This window comes from Alteromonas sp. CH_MED4-4, from assembly GCF_037029575.1.
GTDB classification, from domain to species: Bacteria; Pseudomonadota; Gammaproteobacteria; order Enterobacterales; family Alteromonadaceae; genus Alteromonas; species Alteromonas macleodii.
This window is the reverse complement of the sequence record NZ_JAYMEU010000021.1, coordinates 67,211-83,640: the sequence shown is the minus strand read 5'-3', so window position 1 is coordinate 83,640 and position 16,430 is coordinate 67,211. Positions and strand designations below refer to the sequence as shown.

General features: G+C 41.9%; 13 protein-coding genes. 11 read left to right on the top strand and 2 right to left on the bottom strand.

The features are described 5' to 3' along the window. Window positions 1–186: 186 nt before the first annotated feature. A complete protein-coding gene (locus WA381_RS14680) occupies window positions 187–771 on the bottom strand; it encodes an acyltransferase (protein ID WP_156086687.1) in 585 nt (194 codons plus the stop codon). Then, window positions 768–1,979 (bottom strand): TIGR03087 family PEP-CTERM/XrtA system glycosyltransferase, encoded by a 1,212-nt coding sequence (locus WA381_RS14675; protein ID WP_156086688.1) that lies wholly within the window; start codon window positions 1,977–1,979, stop codon window positions 768–770. Before WA381_RS14675 ends, WA381_RS14680 begins: the two co-directional genes overlap by 4 nt. Window positions 1,980–2,167: 188 nt before the next feature. Between WA381_RS14675 and WA381_RS14670 the strand changes: the two genes are divergently transcribed. The 11 genes from WA381_RS14670 to WA381_RS14620 are packed head-to-tail and all read left to right on the top strand — an operon-like array spanning window position 2,168 to window position 16,400. Next, a complete protein-coding gene (locus WA381_RS14670; protein WP_069944643.1) occupies window positions 2,168–4,705 on the top strand; it encodes a hypothetical protein in 2,538 nt (845 codons plus the stop codon). Next, on the top strand, window positions 4,702–5,667 hold the full coding sequence (locus WA381_RS14665; RefSeq protein WP_014977075.1) for a glycosyltransferase: 966 nt from the start codon (window positions 4,702–4,704) through the stop codon (window positions 5,665–5,667). Before WA381_RS14670 ends, WA381_RS14665 begins: the two co-directional genes overlap by 4 nt. Window positions 5,668–5,669: 2 nt before the next feature. Continuing rightward, entirely contained in the window at window positions 5,670–6,779 is a 1,110-nt protein-coding gene (locus WA381_RS14660; RefSeq protein ID WP_069944644.1) for a glycosyltransferase, read from the top strand. Next, entirely contained in the window at window positions 6,772–7,788 is a 1,017-nt protein-coding gene (locus WA381_RS14655; RefSeq protein WP_014977077.1) for a polysaccharide deacetylase family protein, read from the top strand. The genes WA381_RS14660 and WA381_RS14655 overlap by 8 nt, the downstream gene beginning before the upstream one ends. Then, window positions 7,788–8,861: a GNAT family N-acetyltransferase gene (locus tag WA381_RS14650; RefSeq protein WP_069944645.1), complete on the top strand. Its 1,074-nt coding sequence runs from the start codon at window positions 7,788–7,790 to the stop codon at window positions 8,859–8,861. Before WA381_RS14655 ends, WA381_RS14650 begins: the two co-directional genes overlap by 1 nt. 12 nt (window positions 8,862–8,873) lie before the next feature. Further along, on the top strand, window positions 8,874–10,775 hold the full coding sequence (gene asnB, locus WA381_RS14645) for an asparagine synthase (glutamine-hydrolyzing) (RefSeq protein WP_069944646.1): 1,902 nt from the start codon (window positions 8,874–8,876) through the stop codon (window positions 10,773–10,775). 5 nt (window positions 10,776–10,780) lie between these two features. Next, window positions 10,781–11,878: a glycosyltransferase gene (locus tag WA381_RS14640; protein ID WP_231506522.1), complete on the top strand. Its 1,098-nt coding sequence runs from the start codon at window positions 10,781–10,783 to the stop codon at window positions 11,876–11,878. A gap of 2 nt (window positions 11,879–11,880) precedes the next feature. Then, window positions 11,881–13,269: a hypothetical protein gene (locus WA381_RS14635; protein WP_069944648.1), complete on the top strand. Its 1,389-nt coding sequence runs from the start codon at window positions 11,881–11,883 to the stop codon at window positions 13,267–13,269. A 19-nt stretch (window positions 13,270–13,288) separates the two neighbouring features. Beyond that, window positions 13,289–14,155 carry a glycosyltransferase family 2 protein gene (locus WA381_RS14630; protein WP_170826513.1) on the top strand — a complete coding sequence of 289 codons (867 nt, stop codon included), beginning with the start codon at window positions 13,289–13,291 and terminating at the stop codon, window positions 14,153–14,155. A 2-nt stretch (window positions 14,156–14,157) separates the two neighbouring features. Next, on the top strand, window positions 14,158–15,480 hold the full coding sequence (locus tag WA381_RS14625) for a glycosyltransferase (protein WP_231506523.1): 1,323 nt from the start codon (window positions 14,158–14,160) through the stop codon (window positions 15,478–15,480). Next, window positions 15,477–16,400, top strand: coding sequence for a polysaccharide pyruvyl transferase family protein (locus tag WA381_RS14620; RefSeq protein ID WP_069944651.1), 924 nt, complete (start codon window positions 15,477–15,479; stop codon window positions 16,398–16,400). Before WA381_RS14625 ends, WA381_RS14620 begins: the two co-directional genes overlap by 4 nt. Window positions 16,401–16,430 lie beyond the last annotated feature (30 nt).

Here is a 16,430-nt window from a genome sequence, read left to right as displayed (position 1 = left end):
CATGTTCATCTGCCTATCCTTAACTCTCTATAGAGTAAATTGAGATAGGCAGTTACACAAAATTAGTTACAGTCTCCAAACAAACTTTGTCCAATGACACTGTTGTATTTCACTCGTTACAAATTCCAACGATGACATTCAAAGGTGTTCTCACACGATTGAGAAATTATTTGGCAAATGCAGCAGTTACTCTCGCAAAGCACGCAAGACCTTCGCAGGGTTCCCACCTACTATAACCCCCGCAGGCACATCATCAATAACTACAGAACCTGCTGCTACCACACTTCCTCTGCCAATATTGGCCATAACCAATGCACCGTTGCCCAACCAACAGTTCTCTCCTACAGAGACTTTGGTGAAAACGCCGCCCTGATCTTTAATCGGCTTTTCTGGGTCAGAAAAATTATGTTGTCCTTTGCCACTCATAATGTGCACACCGCTTCCCAACAAAGTATTTTTCCCAATTGCGCATTTACCAATGTTACATTGCGGCCCTATGTACACCCCCTCGTCAATCTCAGTATCTTGTTGTGAAAACAACGTGGCGAAACCGATGAGAACGTTTGGCGCACACGAGGTCATGACAAACCGATAAAAGCCCGAACGTAAATAACACCCTAGTTTACCGGGTATAAGCGATAGCAGCTGGCTAAAAGAGGAAAGCAGCGAGTCTTTGTTTACCACAATAGACAGCATTAAATACATAAGCGTGAAAGGAAACATTACAAGTGCACAAAGGGCAAAAAAACTCTTCTTAATTATTGATTTCATATTCGTGCCATTGCCACTTTCAACGGGCTCAGTTGTTGTTCCCAGCTATATTCGCTAACTAATGCTTGATAGCTACGTTGAGCTTTATGTTGTGATAGCTCAAAGTTCTCAATACTTTCCACGCATGCAGCTACAAAGCTGTCCACGTCATCTACTATCCACATGCTGTCGGCGTTGGCAAACGAGATCCCTTCAGCTCCCATAGACGTGGTTATTATCGGTAATTTACATGCTGCCGCTTGAAGCACTTTGTTCTGCACGCCCCTTGCCAACCTAAATGGCGCCACAAACGCATGAGCTTGGTGAAAATAAGGCAATATATCATCGACAAAGCCCGTGACATCTATGCCATCGCGGTCTGACAACGCCTTTATTTCTTCAACAGGGTTCATACCACCCACGGTAAATTTTGCATTCGGCGCTTTTTCACGAATGAGTGGCCAGCAATTTTTAACAAACCAAAGAACTGCGTCTACATTAGGTTTGTAGTCCATCACGCCCGTGAACAAGAAATGCGGCCCAGTGCTTATTGTAGCCGCGCAAGGCTGTGTTTTCGCTGGATAAAACGCATCGAAGTCTAATCCGTTTCCAAGCACGGTTATCGCTTTCGATGAGTCTACTGAAGAATTAAATAGCTGCGCCTCTTCCCTTGCAATCAAAAAGCACTCATCAAACCGTTGGTTTGTTTTCGCCTCAAGCTTTTTTATACCTTTGCTTTCACGCTGGTATACGTAGCGCATTAAGAAGGAAGAAGAATCTGCGTATTGCGCCCACTTATCTGAATCAACGTCCATAAAGTCCATAAACAAGCGACAATGGGTATTGTTGTAATAAGGCGAGCTGAAGATGTAATAGCTTAAACTCGACGCGGTTAACAGCAGCGCATCCTTACCCTCTTTCAGTTTTTCATCAATAACATGTTGAAGTGCTTTTGAGTAAAACGCCCCAACACTTATGGGCAAACCTTGCAGTAAGGCCGAAGCATAACGCGTGAATTTACTACCTAACTGATAAGAATTAACCGAAATTCCAAGATGCTTGGCTAACGCTTCGGCATTTTTCTTATCTTCTGCAGTTTCTATGAGAGAAAAAACTTCGACTTCGTACCCTAAGCGATTTAGAAATTCAATTTGATGATATGTTCTAAGTTTTTCGCCCTTATTTGGGGGATACGGTACTCGTTGCGACAACACGCAAACTTTCGACATCAGCGCCTTCCAAGCTATCTTTAGTGTTTTTATTTGTCCTGTAGTCATACTACTTCGAAGCAAATATAAGGTCAAAGTAACAAATTAGTGATGAAGGCTACACAAGTGGCAATTCCATTGGCATACTAGAGTCATTATGCATATGTTCATCAAGAACATTGCTCACGGAAGAAATAAAGAAAGCAGTAATGACACAAACGGTTGGAACTATCCAGGTTGCCTCTTTAGCCAAAGAGACGTACGGACATTTTAAAACAGGGTTGCCCTGCCCTAAGGGAATGTGGCCCGCCGTCACTCAATTTCGGCTTGCCGCAAACGGAATACTCTTAACTGATACTTTTATCAAAACCTCGCAGCTATGGCCAGATGGTTCAATAAAGTGGTTGTTATGTGAAGGCTTGATTGATTTACAGCATCATTCAGTAAGCGATGAAATAGTTCTGACGTTAGAAGCGGTGGAGATCGACTCACCATCGAACAAGCTTGTCTCACCTGTAAACAATAACGATGAGGCGCTTTCACTGTCTCTGGGCAGTGGCAAAACATTCACAATTAACAAAGCCAAGCCTTTTGAGTTTGTAACCGACAAGCACTTATCCAGCTCTTTCGATATTGTTGATATTACTCCTCAATCGATAACCCCTATTGCATTCTCTTATGCTCTTCATTGCAATAACAACGAATACAGCGCATTAACCGTTGAACAAAAATACGAGATTAGGCTTGGCAGCGATAAAAAGCTGATTGTTGAAACAGAGGCGTCAATCTTCCTTAGAACCGGAACGGTTTGTGCTCATTTAACAATGCGAAACCCAAGTGCTGCGTCACACCCAAATGGGAAGTGGGACTTGGGAGACCCAAACAGTATTTATTTAAAAGAATGCTGTATCTCGCTCACAGGTCAATCGCTTACGTCGACGCTAACGCTAAATTCTGAAGTATTTAGTTCATCTGAACATGAAGAGCTGACACTTCATCAGGCTTCCAGTGGTTTTGAAAACTGGCAAAGTCCAGTTCATGTAAATCAAGACAACGTTAACTCGCTTCCGTTTCGCGGTTTTAAACTTTACCAACCAGAGCACTTATTGCTTTCGGGTGACCAAGCAAAACCACAAATTAAGATTTCGAACAGCGGTAGCACTTTTTTTATTGATGTTGATAAGTTTTGGCAAAATTTTCCTTCTTCAGCACATCTATCAGCAGATAGTTTGAGCGTTAGCTTGTTAGGCTCTAGGCATAGTGAGAATACTGAACTCCAGCCCGGTGAACAAAAAACAAGACGCATTTCAATCGCAACTTTTAACATACAATCGCTGCAGGTAGTCATTGATAGCGCTTGGTTAAAAAACGCATCTGTTTTGCCTTTTCTCCCTTCTAAATCATGTGAGTTTGACTCACTTATAAAAAATGGCATTGAAGGTTCGTCTTCTTTTTATCAAAAGCGGCTCGATATCGACGAATTTGGCTGGCGACATTTTGGTGAGCTGTATGCGGATCACGAAAAGGCACTCGTACCTGACGAGCCCTTTTTCGTGTCACATTACAACAATCAATACGACCCTATATTTGGAATGCTGATGCAGTGGTTGTTAAGCGGCGATCCTCGTTGGTTTGAACTAGCCGATGATCTTGCCAAGCACGTTGCAGATATTGATGTTTATCACACCAGTGACGATAAGCCCGAGTATAGCGGCGGACTGTTTTGGCATACCGACCATTATGTTCAGGCATATACAGCTTCTCATAGAACGTACTCTAAACATCAGCCGTCTGGTGTTTACGATGATCATGCTGGAGGCGGCGGTCCGGGTGGGCAACATTGTTATACCAATGGTCTCACTTTGCATCATTTGCTTACTGGCTACACACCGTCTCGAGACGCCGCATTATCCATAACGCAATGGGTAACCAATTATTATGAAGGCGACGGTACGTTTGTAGGCGCCCTGCTTGCGTTTAAAAATAGCGATATTCCTGGTGTTAAAAATGTAAAAACAGGAAAGTATCCTCTAGACAGAGGTACGGGTAACTACCTGCAAGCAAGGCTAGATAGATACGAACTACAAGGTTGTGATAGTGACATTGAAGCAGCGTCCTATATTATAGCGAATACGGTCTCCCCCACCGATGACTTCGACCAATTGCAATTGGATAATGTCGAAGCAACGTGGTTTTATACTGTATTCCTACAAGCAGTTTGCCGATTTATATCACTTAAAGAACAGCGCTGTGAATATGACTCGAGCTATCAATACGCAGTAGACTCACTTACTCACTATGCCAATTGGATGACTGTGAACGAATATGCTTATCTGGACAAGCCTGACATTCTTGAGTTTCCGAATCAAACGTGGAGTGGGCAAGACCTAAGAAAACTATGCGTACTGCATTTTGCATCTAACTATTTAACTGAAGCCCAACGTACACTTGCTGAGCAAAAAGCCGAGCAACTAGCAGATACAATTTTTCAACGCCTTAGTACGAGTACAGAAACGAGTACCACGCGCGTACTTTGTTTAATGATGCAAAACGGTCATTACTCCGGTTTTAAGCAGGCTGCCCGCCCTCTTTCATCGACTTCTACACAAAAAGGTCAGGCATTAACAGAAAAATCCAATTCATTGAGTTTTCTTTTGTCCAACCTTATCGATTTATCTCCGTCAAGAGAGAGAAAACAGCTAGTGAAACGTTTTCCACAACTTCAAAAATGGTTAGGTAAACCATGAGTATTAATACGTCTTTTATCATTCCTCATAAGGGGCGTGAAGACATGCTCATTGAAACACTAACAAGTATTGCGGGCCTAACAACACCTAAAGAACAATACGAAGTTGTTTTGGTAAGTCAGAATAAAGAAATTTCAAATACGCTCAGCGCATTTATCGAAACAGTAAATTTGCGAGTTGTATATAACGACGAAAATAACACGATTTCACATTCTAGGAATCTGGGCGCCGGCTTGGCGACAGGTGAATACTTGGCATTTTTAGACGCAGATGTTGCACTTGCCTCGAATTGGCTAGACGTGATGATTGATACTCTCAAAACACGAGACAATACGGCTCTAGTCAGCGCCATGCAGGTAAACAGCCCTAACGCGCCGCCTTTAGAGATAATAAGAACGGCGTTAAGCAATGCTGAACTTGATGTGCCTGTCAGTTTTTTACCTGGCCGCAACTTATTTCTTTTAAAGGAAACATTTGAAGCAGCTGGTAAGTTTCCTGAACACCTTCTTACTTGTGAAGATTATTTCTTTACCGATAAGGTTAGTAAATTAGGTGAGTTGTTTTATACCTCACAAACCCAGTATATTCACATTGGCGAAGACAAAGCTTACGCACCGATGTATAAAAAAGAAATATGGCGTGGCCAGTCCAATATTGCATCTTTAAAAGGAAGGCGCATTCCGCTCAGAGAGTGGCCAAGTTTTGTTGTTCCTTTTGCATTTACAGGTGGTCTTTTACTGGCTTTTCTCGCGATAATATTCTCGCAACCTATTGTCGCTATAGTTATGTTAGTAGGCGCTTTACTGCCTTTTACAGCGTACACGTGGCGACTAAAAAGGCTTGTTAAGCAGCAAGTAACTTGGTGGCATTGCTCACTTTTTTATCTGCTTTATTTTCCGGCTAGAGCACTTGGAACATTAATAGGAGTACGCGGCGCTGTTAGTACCAGCTCGCATAAATAACAATGAAAGTTTTACAGTTTATTTGTTCAACCGGTTTTTACGGTGCAGAAAGATGGGTGTTAGCGTTATCAAAGCATTTGCCAGATAGTGTTTCGAGTGAACTTGTTGTTACCTTAGAGCCCGGTACAGAAGAGCTAGAGCTTGTAAAACAGTTCAAAGCGATAGGAAAAACTCACCACATTCCTATGCAGGGTCGTTTTGACCTGCGTGCCGTTTCGAAATTGGCGGATTTAATTCAAGAACAAGATATCGATATTATCCATACTCACGGTTACAAGTCAGATATTTTGGGCGTAATGGCGGCTAGAAAAGCAGGTATTCCGTGTGTTGTAACACCCCACGGCTTTGAAAATGCTGCCGACTTGAAACTCCGTCTCTTTATTTGGTTAGGATGTCAGTCGATGCGCTTTGCCGACAAAGTTGTTCCACTTTCTAAACAACTAATGAGTGATGTGGAGAAGTTTAATATATCGCCTGACAAGCTTGAGTATATCCAAAATGGCGTAGATTTGTCTGAAGTAGAAGCCGTTAGACAAACAAAAACAGACAAGCCAAAAGAAAAGAAGACCATTGGCTTTGTGGGCCAAATGATCAGCCGGAAAAATATAAAAGCCATTTTAGACTGCTTCGAGTCTTTATATAAAAAGCGTCAAGATATTGAATTAGTACTGCTGGGTGACGGCGAAGACCGCCCCAGTTTAGAGGCGTATTCAAAAACACTGGCTAGTGCCAGCGACATTCATTTTTTAGGCTTTAGAAATGACAGGTTACAGCTGCTGCGCGACTTTGACTTGTTCGTAATGACGTCGACGCTTGAAGGCATCCCTCGCTGCTTAATGGAAGCATGCGCCATGGAAATTCCGGTGTCTGCTTATGACATTGCGGGTATTGACCAGCTAATAACACACAACGAGTCTGGTTTATTGGCTCCTCTTCACAACAGCAAGCAGCTTGAGAAAGATTGGGAGAGACTGCTAGATGACAAAGCACTCGCCACCTCACTAGCTCAAAACTCAAAGTCGTTTGTAGAATCCAATTTCTCTGCTAAGAGAATGGCTGATGAATACCTTGAATTATTCAAAGGAATCCTGAAAGAGAGTGTAAATGCATAAACAGGACGTGTTATTTGTTTTAACTATTGATACTGAAGAAGAATGGCAGTGGGACGAAGAGTTTCCGCAGCATAACTGTTCAGTTGAAAACGTTGAAAAGCTTCCTGCATTTCAAACTTTCTGTGAAAGTCTTGGTATCCGTCCTACGTATTTTGTTGATTACGCCGTTGCAAGCAATAATGTTGGCAGTCAAACTCTGCGAACCTTTGCTAAGTCTAACAGCGCGGAAATTGGAGCACATCTACACCCTTGGTGTAACCCTCCCTATTTCGGTAAGACAACCGAAGCGGAATCTCACGTAATAAACCTTCCTTTAGAGCAAGTAGAGCAAAAACTCGATGCACTAAACGCCCTTTTACACGACGAAATAGGCGTTCGCCCACAGTCCTTTAGAAGCGGGCGATGGGGCGTAAGTGCCAAAATGCTTAGATTACTTGCATCAAGAGGCTATGTAGTAGATTCAAGCGTTTATCCTTTTTACAGGAACGACTATTTTAGCTGCCTAGGTGCACCAGAATCGCCATATTGGCCTTCGTTTGACAACGCACTGGCTCCTGGAGAGCAGCGTCAACTGCTTGAGGTCCCTGTTACCGCAGGGTTTAATATTCAAAACTTCTCTCTTGGTGAACGCATTCATAATCGACTATCTAAACCGCCCTTTAATTGGGTTAAATCTGTCGGTCTGCTTTGGCACAGTAAACTTTTAAGAAAGATTTATTTGAGTCCAGAGCTTACCGAAATCGAAGACATGCTTGCGTTAGTCGATCAAAGCATTCAGAAAAAACAACCCGTTATTCATATGTACTTACACAGCTCTAGTTTAATCGACGGAGCAACGGGCCTTTTAGATGGGCCAAATGCATTTGAAACAATATGCCAGCGCATTGAGGTTGTTACTCAACACTTAGCGAAAAATGCCAATGTTAAATTTTGCACTATCTCAGAAGCCAAGGTGCATTTAAGTAACCGCAGCGCTTCAAGCGGTGTTATTAAAGGTGAGCAAAATTAATGACGGCACAACAAAATACAAAGTTACGAATAGCGTCAGCCAGCGACAAACCTTTGTGGGATGCCTATGTATCACAACACAAAAATGCTTCCGCTTATCACAAGTTTGCGTGGCTTGAAGCGGTAAAGGCCGCTTACGGTCATTCAATGCTTGGCGTTATTGCCACATGTGCTAATACGGGGCAAGTTGTTGGTGTTTTCCCTGCTGTTTTAATGAATATACCTTTACTGGGCAAACAAATATGTTCTTTACCTTATTGCGATGTAGGCTATGGCTTAGCCGACAACGACAAGGTGTTAAATGACATGCATGCGCTTCTTGTTGCGCAGATGCGAAACGTAACAGGAAAAAAATTGGAAATTAGAGGTATAGAACAATCACCTTTAGACAAAATCCAGTTTGAAAACAAAAAAGTACGTATGCTTTTGCCACTGCCTGAGTCAAGTGAAATACTGTTATCAAGTTTCAAATCTAAATTACGCAGCCAAATAAGGAAGGCGGAAAAAAATGGGCTTACCTTTGAGTTAGGCACATCGAACGTCCTAGTAAGTGATTTCTACAACGTATATGCTCAAAACATGAGAGATCTCGGCTCTCCTGTTCATGCCGAAAAATGGTTTAAGGCAATTATAAAAAGTTACGGCCAAAGTAGTTTAATTAGCGTGGTTTATCACGATGGCCAGCCTATTGGTGGTGGCGTTATCATAAAATCGGGTGACAACGTTTCTATTCCATGGGCCTCAACACTTCGTGACTTCAATCGCCTTGCTCCTAATATGTTGTTGTATTGGTCTTTGCTTTCCCATTGCGCCGACAATGGCGTGAAAGTTTTTGACTTTGGCCGCTCAACCTTTGAAGAAGGTACATATAAATTTAAAAAACAATGGGGCGCAGAACCTCAACTGCTTAACTGGCAGAGTTTTGATAAAAATAATGAGTTGATAGACGCTAAAAGCGACGCTGAGTCAGGCTCAAGCAGGGTTAGAGAAATGGCCGAAAACATTTGGCGTGAACTTCCCTTAAAATTTACCATTGTAACTGGGTCAATTCTTCGACCTTATATCAGTTTGTAGGGATAACCATTCATGTGTGGCATTGCAGGATTTAGCCTTTTTAATTTCAACGAAGGCGGTGAAACTTCATTAGAAGCTATGCACAAGGCTATTCATCACAGAGGCCCAGATGCCAGCGGCATGTATATCGATGAACATATCGGCCTTTGTCATAGGCGGCTAAGTATTCTTGATCTTTCAGAAGCAGGCAATCAGCCCATGTACTCAAAAGAGGGTGACTTGGTTATTGTTTTTAATGGCGAGATCTACAACTTCCTTGAATTGCGAGCCGAGCTTGAAAACGACGGTGTTATATTTAAAAGTCATACAGATACCGAAGTTATATTAGAGCTATACGCACGCGAAGGAACCAAGTGTTTAGATAAACTAAACGGAATGTTTGCCTTTGCTCTGTGGGACAAAAACAAGCAAGAACTGTTTATTGCACGAGATCGATTGGGTAAAAAACCCCTGTACTATTTTAATGATAATGGTCGATTTGCGTTTGGTTCTGAGATTAAAGCTATATTGGCGTTGGAGAACATTCCAAGAGAAATTCGCTTAGACGCCGTATATGACTTCTTTGCATATCAATACGTTCCCGACCCAAAGAGTATTTTTAAGCACATTCACAAGTTACCACCTGCTCATTATTTAATTCTTAATAAAGACGGTTTCAGCATTCATGAATATTGGGATTTGAGCTTTAAAAACACCACAAATGCCAGTGAAGATGCCAATAAAGCGCAGTTAAAGACCTTACTTGAAAAAGTCACTAAACAAAGAATGATCAGTGATGTTCCGCTTGGCGCTTTCTTAAGCGGCGGTGTGGATAGCTCGGGTGTTGTCGCTATGATGGCACAAGCCAGCGAAACTCCAGTAAAAACCTGTACCATAGGATTTGATGATAAAGCATTTAACGAAGCGGATTTCGCTCGTGAAATAGCTGAAAAATACGAAACAGAGCACCATGAATTTACCGTTCACCAAAACGTTAGCGACAGACTAGAACATATCGTGAGCTTTTTTGATGAACCTTTTGCTGACCCCTCGTTAGTGCCGACCTTCTTCGTTTCGGAACTGGCAAGAAAGGCTGTAACCGTTGCGCTCGCGGGAGACGGCGGCGATGAGATGTTCGCTGGCTACGAAAAGTACTCGATTGACGATGTTGAAAACAAGCTAAGAAACAAGTTTCCCGAAGCGGTCCGAAAGTCTGTTTTTCCACACTTAGCGAAATTAGCTGGAAAAGTGCCAGGCACAGTCGGTAAAAAAGCGAAATCATTACTCACAAGCTTATCTCACGAGCCTGCTATGGGCTTTTACATCACTAACAGTATGATGACAGATGAAATGTGGCAAAGCTTAGTTAAGCCTGAGGTTGCACAGCAGCTCGCCGATTACCATCCTAGTCAATATACCTTAGACATGTATAACAAAGCCGACGGTCCGGATCATTTAAGCAAAATTCTTTACACCGACATCAAGACCTACATGACAGGCGACATCTTGGTAAAAGTCGACCGCATGAGTATGGCAAATTCGTTAGAAGTACGAGCGCCTATTCTGGATTACCAAGTTGCAGAGTTCGCCGCGACCCTGCCCTCTTCACAGAAATATCGCGACGGTGAGAAAAAATACTTACTTAAAGAAGTCTTTAAGCCTTTTATCCCCGATTCACTGCTGTATAGAAAGAAAATGGGCTTTAGCACGCCGCTGGATGAGTGGTTTAGAGGTGAATTGAAATCACTGTCCGAATCTCAAATCATTGATACACAGCGTGGGCTTAACGACGTATTCGATAGCGGTGTTATAAAGAAACTTTGGGAAGAACATCAAACGCGTAAAGCTGACCACGGCATAGTACTGTGGAGCATGTTGATGTATCAAATGTGGTTTGAACGTTATGCCTTAACACAAGAGGTTACGCAGCAATGAGAGTCATGCACGTAACTTTTGACATGCGCATTGGTGGTACTGAAATGGTGATTAAAAACATCATTGAGGGAAATAGTGATGCGAATATCGAAATGTCGATTTATTGCATTGAAGCGCCACTGGGCCCTTGGGGCGAAGACTTAAAAGCATCTGGCACGCCAATAGCGGTTGAAGAACGTCAACCTGGCTTTGACAGATCGCTAATTAGTAAAATAAGAAAACATATCAAAGACAACGATATCGATATTTTGCATTGTCATCAGTATACGCCCTGGGTTTACGGCACTTTAGCCGCGGCTTTTACAAAAACTAAGGTCATATTCACCGAGCATGGCAGGTTTTACCCAGATTCCTCAAGTTGGAAACGAAAGCTAGTAAATCCTATTCTAAATAAGTTTACGTCAGCTGTTACGGCAATATCAGAAGCAACAAAAACTGCACTTGAAGAGTTTGAAGCTATTCCAAAAAGCGATGTAAAGGTGATTTACAACGGGATAAAGCCTTTGGACAGTGATAATGAGGCGAAGAACGCATTGAAGGAGCGTTTGAAACTACCAGACGACTGTATCATTCTTGGCACTGTAGCGCGCTTCGATCCAATTAAAAACCAAGAGATGATGATAAAAGCGTTTTCAAAGGCGCTACGTGACAGAAACAACCTGATACTTTTGCTTGTGGGTGATGGTGAGTTACGGCCTACTCTTGAGACAATCGTTAAAGAAGAAGGCATTTCAAACAAAGTTCGGTTTACCGGTTATATTAAAGACCCTTCACAGATTATAGATTTAATGGATGTTTTTCTGCTTTCCTCGCTTAGTGAAGGAACGTCGATGACGCTGCTGGAGGCAATGTCACTCTCTAAACCGTGTATTGTTACAGATGCTGGCGGCAACCCTGAAATTATAATAGACCAACAGAATGGATTGGTAACACCTAACGGTTGCTGCTCTTCTTTCTCACATGCAATTGAAACACTGAGCTCTTCACCCCTAAAATTAAAGGCGATGGGTGAAAACGGCTATAATATTTTTTGTGAGAAGTTCTCCGCTAACACTATGGTCTCGCACTACACTTCAATTTATTTTGAGACGATGGAAAACTAACAATGGCTTCATCACATCGCTTTTTAGATTCATTAATTTTGATTGCCATGTTGTCTTTTGGCGCACCAACTTTTGCCGAAGAAGATTGTACAGAAAAAAAGCGAACTGTATTTCAAGAACTGGGATTAAAGGACAGTAAAAGTAAACCACAACTGCTTGATTGTAGTTGGATACGCGACGCTTTCACAATGCTCAAATCCCCTAGAATTCCTATTTCATCCTGGGAATATGAAGGAGGATTCAGATTAACAACAAAAGCCACGAGCGATAACGCGAAAGCAACGATCGACTTCTCACTTGGTATATTTAGTTTAAGCGCTTCGAAAAAGTCAATATTTGTCGCCAGTCACCCTCAGTTTGGCGGTGTTGGTGAAATATCAATCCCTCCAATAGTTGCCTCCAAAGATATAGAAGACTTTGAGGTTGGAACCTACGTTTTACAGGGTTTTCAATCTATCAATAATACGCCCCGTGTTTCGACGGGAATTGCCGGTTACTTTCGCATTACCGGTATCAAGCAGATTGATGATGCTCTTATGGTCAACTACATAAATTGGTATGACGCTAATGGCACCGAAACAGATACCAGCATAATGATTTGGCAGGCAAGCAACCTAGCGAGCAGCAAAATGTACGGCCCTTATCAATTGGAAGGCGCCGCTCACGCTGCAGGATGGTTAAGTGAAATACCGCAAGAGTTACAGGCACTTTTTGAGGCTACGCACATAACTGGCTCTCAATCAAATGCTTCGATAGCTTCTCGGCTATCCATTGGCCCCACTGCGTTTGCATTTAACCCAAGAAAAAGCGTTGTTTATGGTCCATCCGGTTCGGTGGAGACTGAGGCCTTACTAGATTTTTCTATGAGACAGCCTCTCTTTGATCAGAGTGTTTATAAAATTCAACCTGATTATCGTTCCTTGAGCCTCAACAGCGATGGCCGTAACAAAATGTGGACCCTGTCATCTGGTGCTTCATTTGGTTTCATCGTGCCTGGAACGCGTACCTACCTGACGCTTGGGAAATCGGCAGGCCACGAGAGCGGAATAGGCTATAAAATAAAGCAAAGCAATGGCCACCAATGCGGCGGACCTTGTCCATTCGACGCGGACGACTACTACAGCTATTACTGGGCATGGGATATTGCAGACCTACTACGGGTGAAGCTCGGTTTAGCGCTGCCTCATTCGCTGCAACCATATGAACATGGAAAATTTCCATTACCCACCAGCTTCAAAGGGCTAGCAATTGGCGGAGCTGATTACGATGAAGAACAAAGAAAGTTGTACATTTCACTAACAAAAGGGGACACTTTAGGGAAATATGCAAGGCCTCCTCTTTTTCTGACTTATAAACTCAAAGCAACTACAGAAAATGCTGAATCAAAATAACAAAAAAGTTAGTGTCATTATGCCCGCTTATAATTCTTCGTCTTTTATAGGGGAATCTATTAGCAGTATTTTGGATCAAACGTTTGAAAATCTTGAGCTTATTATAATAGATGATGGCTCGACTGATGAAACACTCATTATTGCGAAAAGATGGGCTGAGACAGACAATCGTCTTGTTGTATTATCTCAGAAAAACAAAGGTGTTTCGGCAGCTCGAAATACAGCGATATCAAAAGCCTCAGGAGAGATATTAGCCTTTTGTGACTCGGACGACGTCTGGTATCCCAATAAGCTAGAAAAGCAACTCATTTCGCTTGGAGAGGCCGATTGGTCTCACTGCGACTCTCGCTACGTAGGAATCGGCTTTGACGATAAAACCGTTTACCGTTCTACATACAGCCGTTTATTTAGCGGTTTAATATTCAAGCAGCTTGCGATTGAAAACTTTCTCACAACGTCTTCTTTAGTAATCAGAAAAAGCGTGTATGAAAAATACAACGGCTTTGATGAGGCACTTCAAGCGCTGGAAGACTGGAAACTATGGCTTCAAATTGCTAAAGAGCATCCAATCGTTCTATGTAACGAAGTGCTTTTAGATTATAGGGTACAACCACAATCTACGTCTCGCAATGCACGCTCATTATTACCTGTACATCTCGAAATTCTTGATGAAACCTTCAACGACGAAGAATTGAGAAACAGCACGTTAAAAAAAGAAGCTAAATGCCGTGCTTATCTTATTTTTTCTTATATCGCTGAAGAGAAAAACGATCACCTTTTCTCTTTGCAATGTTCGTTAAATCTTTTTCTATGTAAAGGGAATGCTATGAGCGTTAAGCGCATATTGCGAACTTTTGTTAACTTAATCACCCAAAAGAAGCGATAAATATGAAGTTGGGACATAGTAAGGATCGATTAATAGAGTTTATTAAGTTCGATCACAACAGCAAAAAAGGGCTACTTGTTGCGTGTGTAAGGTTATGTGCATTTGCACTATGGAAACTTGGTTCTAGAAGTAAGGCGTTCGCTCTGGTTTCAGCAGTTTTCAGAACGGGGTGGTCTGGCAGTTACTCACTAGGTGTAGAGTACGCTAAACGGTATTTCGTTAACGGTCAGCAATATGAAAACGAAATACAGGACGCATTTATTAATGCCGTTGAGCCTCTATCAAATACGGCGGAATTCTTTACCGAACCTGAAAAGATGCTAAATGGAATTATCACCGTACTGAAAAAGCCAAATGGGTCTGAGAAAGGCGTAATTATTATTAACTATAGTTACTACTTCCCTTTGTTCCTACGCTTTTTCAAAGCAGAAGAAATTTTAGAAAATTATCATCTCATTCTAGAGCCTAGTTGGGCAGGGTTTTGCGAGTCGAATATTCTTATTTACACGCAGCTAAAGTTTCCAATTTTCATTCAAACCTATGAAGAAAGAGACTACAACTTCGTTAAAGCACTCAATTCAAATCTTATTCCAATTAAGGTCGGCCCAAGCTGGTTTATAAATTATAAGAATTTCGCTCCCCCCCTTAAAGATGAAGAAAGAGACATAGATTTAATTGTTGTGGCTGCATGGGCGAAGTACAAGCGTCACAGAGCACTTTTCCAAGCTTTGAAGGGCGTAGTGTCAAGAAAGCCCGACTTCAAGATTGTATTAGTCGGATACCCTGGTGACATATCACAATCTGATATCCTTTCGTATGCAGATGAAATGGGGCTTGCTGACAATGTAAAGATTTACGAATGGATAACACCTCAAGAAGTCGCTGAATTATATAAGCGGGCAAAAATAAACGTCTTGTGGTCAAAGTTTGAGGGTAACAACAGGGCTATTATTGAAGGAATGCTGTGTGATACACCGGTAATAATGAGAGAAAACCATAATTATGGTGAAAAATACGATTTTATAAATGCACAAACAGGTTTCTTTGCAAACGAGCAAGATCTTGAAATTAAGATATTGAGTTTATTAAACAGTGAGGGAACCTTCTCTCCAAGAGAGTATATTTTAAACAACAGGAATTGCGACGTAGCCACTCAAATGATGCAAGACGTGATAAGAGACTACGAGATAGAACAAAATAGCGACGTAAAATGGCACTCAAACCTCGCAGTAAAAGTGAATGACTTACATGGCATGCATTATCTTTATGAAGAGCAGGATGCATTTGACGATTGTTATAGCTGGATTGAAAAGAAACTAAAATGAATAAAGAGAAAGATGATGAGTTGGTAGTGTTAATCCAACAGCTTGGTGGAAAGGTAAACTACCTTCCCAATCCTGGCAATGCAGGTGACTCACTTATCGCATGTGCAACGTATCAATTTTTTGAAAGAAACAATATAGAGTACAAATGCTGCCAGTCAGAAAAAGATATTTCAGACAATGATATTCTTGTTTATGGTGGAGGCGGCAATTTTGGTGGTGAAAATAGCCGTGTTGGTTATTACATCAAAAAATACGCTTCTCGCGTGAAAGCCTTTATATTGTTACCTCACACGCTTTTTGGTGCAGAAGAGTTATTGCAATCGCTTCCTGAAACCGTTCATCTCTTTTGTCGAGAACGAGTGTCTTATGAATTTGCTAGCAAAATGGTAACAAGAGCCAACGTATACCTTCACGATGACATGGTGTTAAGCGCAGATGTGGAAAAGATGCTATCAAAACCTTCCAGCCAATCGGAGTTGGGTAGTGTTGGATCAGAATTGAAGCGCCGCGCACTCTTTAAAAATGAAGATTTTGGTATATCGCTGAAGCACTACCTTGCCTACACTTTAAAATCACTGTTTGGTCATTCCTACCCGAGCAAACCTCAATGCGGTGAACTCAATGCATTTAGAATAGACGTTGAAAAAACTGACATTCCCATTCCCTCAGACAACGTTGACGTATCGGCACTGTATGAATTGAGTTCATGCGAACCTAAGCTGGCCAAGCTGTCTACATTTCGTTTTTTATCACACATTAACGCCTTTGAAACGGTGAACACCAACAGGCTGCACGTAGCCATTGCGGCGGCTAAGTTAGGTAAAAAAGTAAATCTATACGGTAATAACTACTTTAAAATACGCGCTATTTACGAGTACTCACTTAAAGGGAAATTCGCAAACGTAGTGTGGAAAGAGTAATTTTCGAGCAAAATAAATTGCAGATCAACA

Excerpts from the sequence above, each read along its gene's own strand:
- WA381_RS14680 (WP_156086687.1), bottom strand. The coding sequence starts at position 771 with ATGAAATCAATAATTAAGAAGAGTTTTTTTGCCCTTTGTGCACTTGTA.
- WA381_RS14675 (WP_156086688.1), bottom strand. The coding sequence starts at position 1,979 with ATGTCGAAAGTTTGCGTGTTGTCGCAACGAGTACCGTATCCCCCAAAT.
- WA381_RS14670 (WP_069944643.1), top strand. The coding sequence starts at position 2,168 with ATGACACAAACGGTTGGAACTATCCAGGTTGCCTCTTTAGCCAAAGAG.
- WA381_RS14665 (WP_014977075.1), top strand. The coding sequence starts at position 4,702 with ATGAGTATTAATACGTCTTTTATCATTCCTCATAAGGGGCGTGAAGAC.
- WA381_RS14660 (WP_069944644.1), top strand. The coding sequence starts at position 5,670 with ATGAAAGTTTTACAGTTTATTTGTTCAACCGGTTTTTACGGTGCAGAA.
- WA381_RS14655 (WP_014977077.1), top strand. The coding sequence starts at position 6,772 with ATGCATAAACAGGACGTGTTATTTGTTTTAACTATTGATACTGAAGAA.
- WA381_RS14650 (WP_069944645.1), top strand. The coding sequence starts at position 7,788 with ATGACGGCACAACAAAATACAAAGTTACGAATAGCGTCAGCCAGCGAC.
- asnB (WP_069944646.1), top strand. The coding sequence starts at position 8,874 with ATGTGTGGCATTGCAGGATTTAGCCTTTTTAATTTCAACGAAGGCGGT.
- WA381_RS14640 (WP_231506522.1), top strand. The coding sequence starts at position 10,781 with ATGCACGTAACTTTTGACATGCGCATTGGTGGTACTGAAATGGTGATT.
- WA381_RS14635 (WP_069944648.1), top strand. The coding sequence starts at position 11,881 with ATGGCTTCATCACATCGCTTTTTAGATTCATTAATTTTGATTGCCATG.
- WA381_RS14630 (WP_170826513.1), top strand. The coding sequence starts at position 13,289 with ATGCCCGCTTATAATTCTTCGTCTTTTATAGGGGAATCTATTAGCAGT.
- WA381_RS14625 (WP_231506523.1), top strand. The coding sequence starts at position 14,158 with ATGAAGTTGGGACATAGTAAGGATCGATTAATAGAGTTTATTAAGTTC.
- WA381_RS14620 (WP_069944651.1), top strand. The coding sequence starts at position 15,477 with ATGAATAAAGAGAAAGATGATGAGTTGGTAGTGTTAATCCAACAGCTT.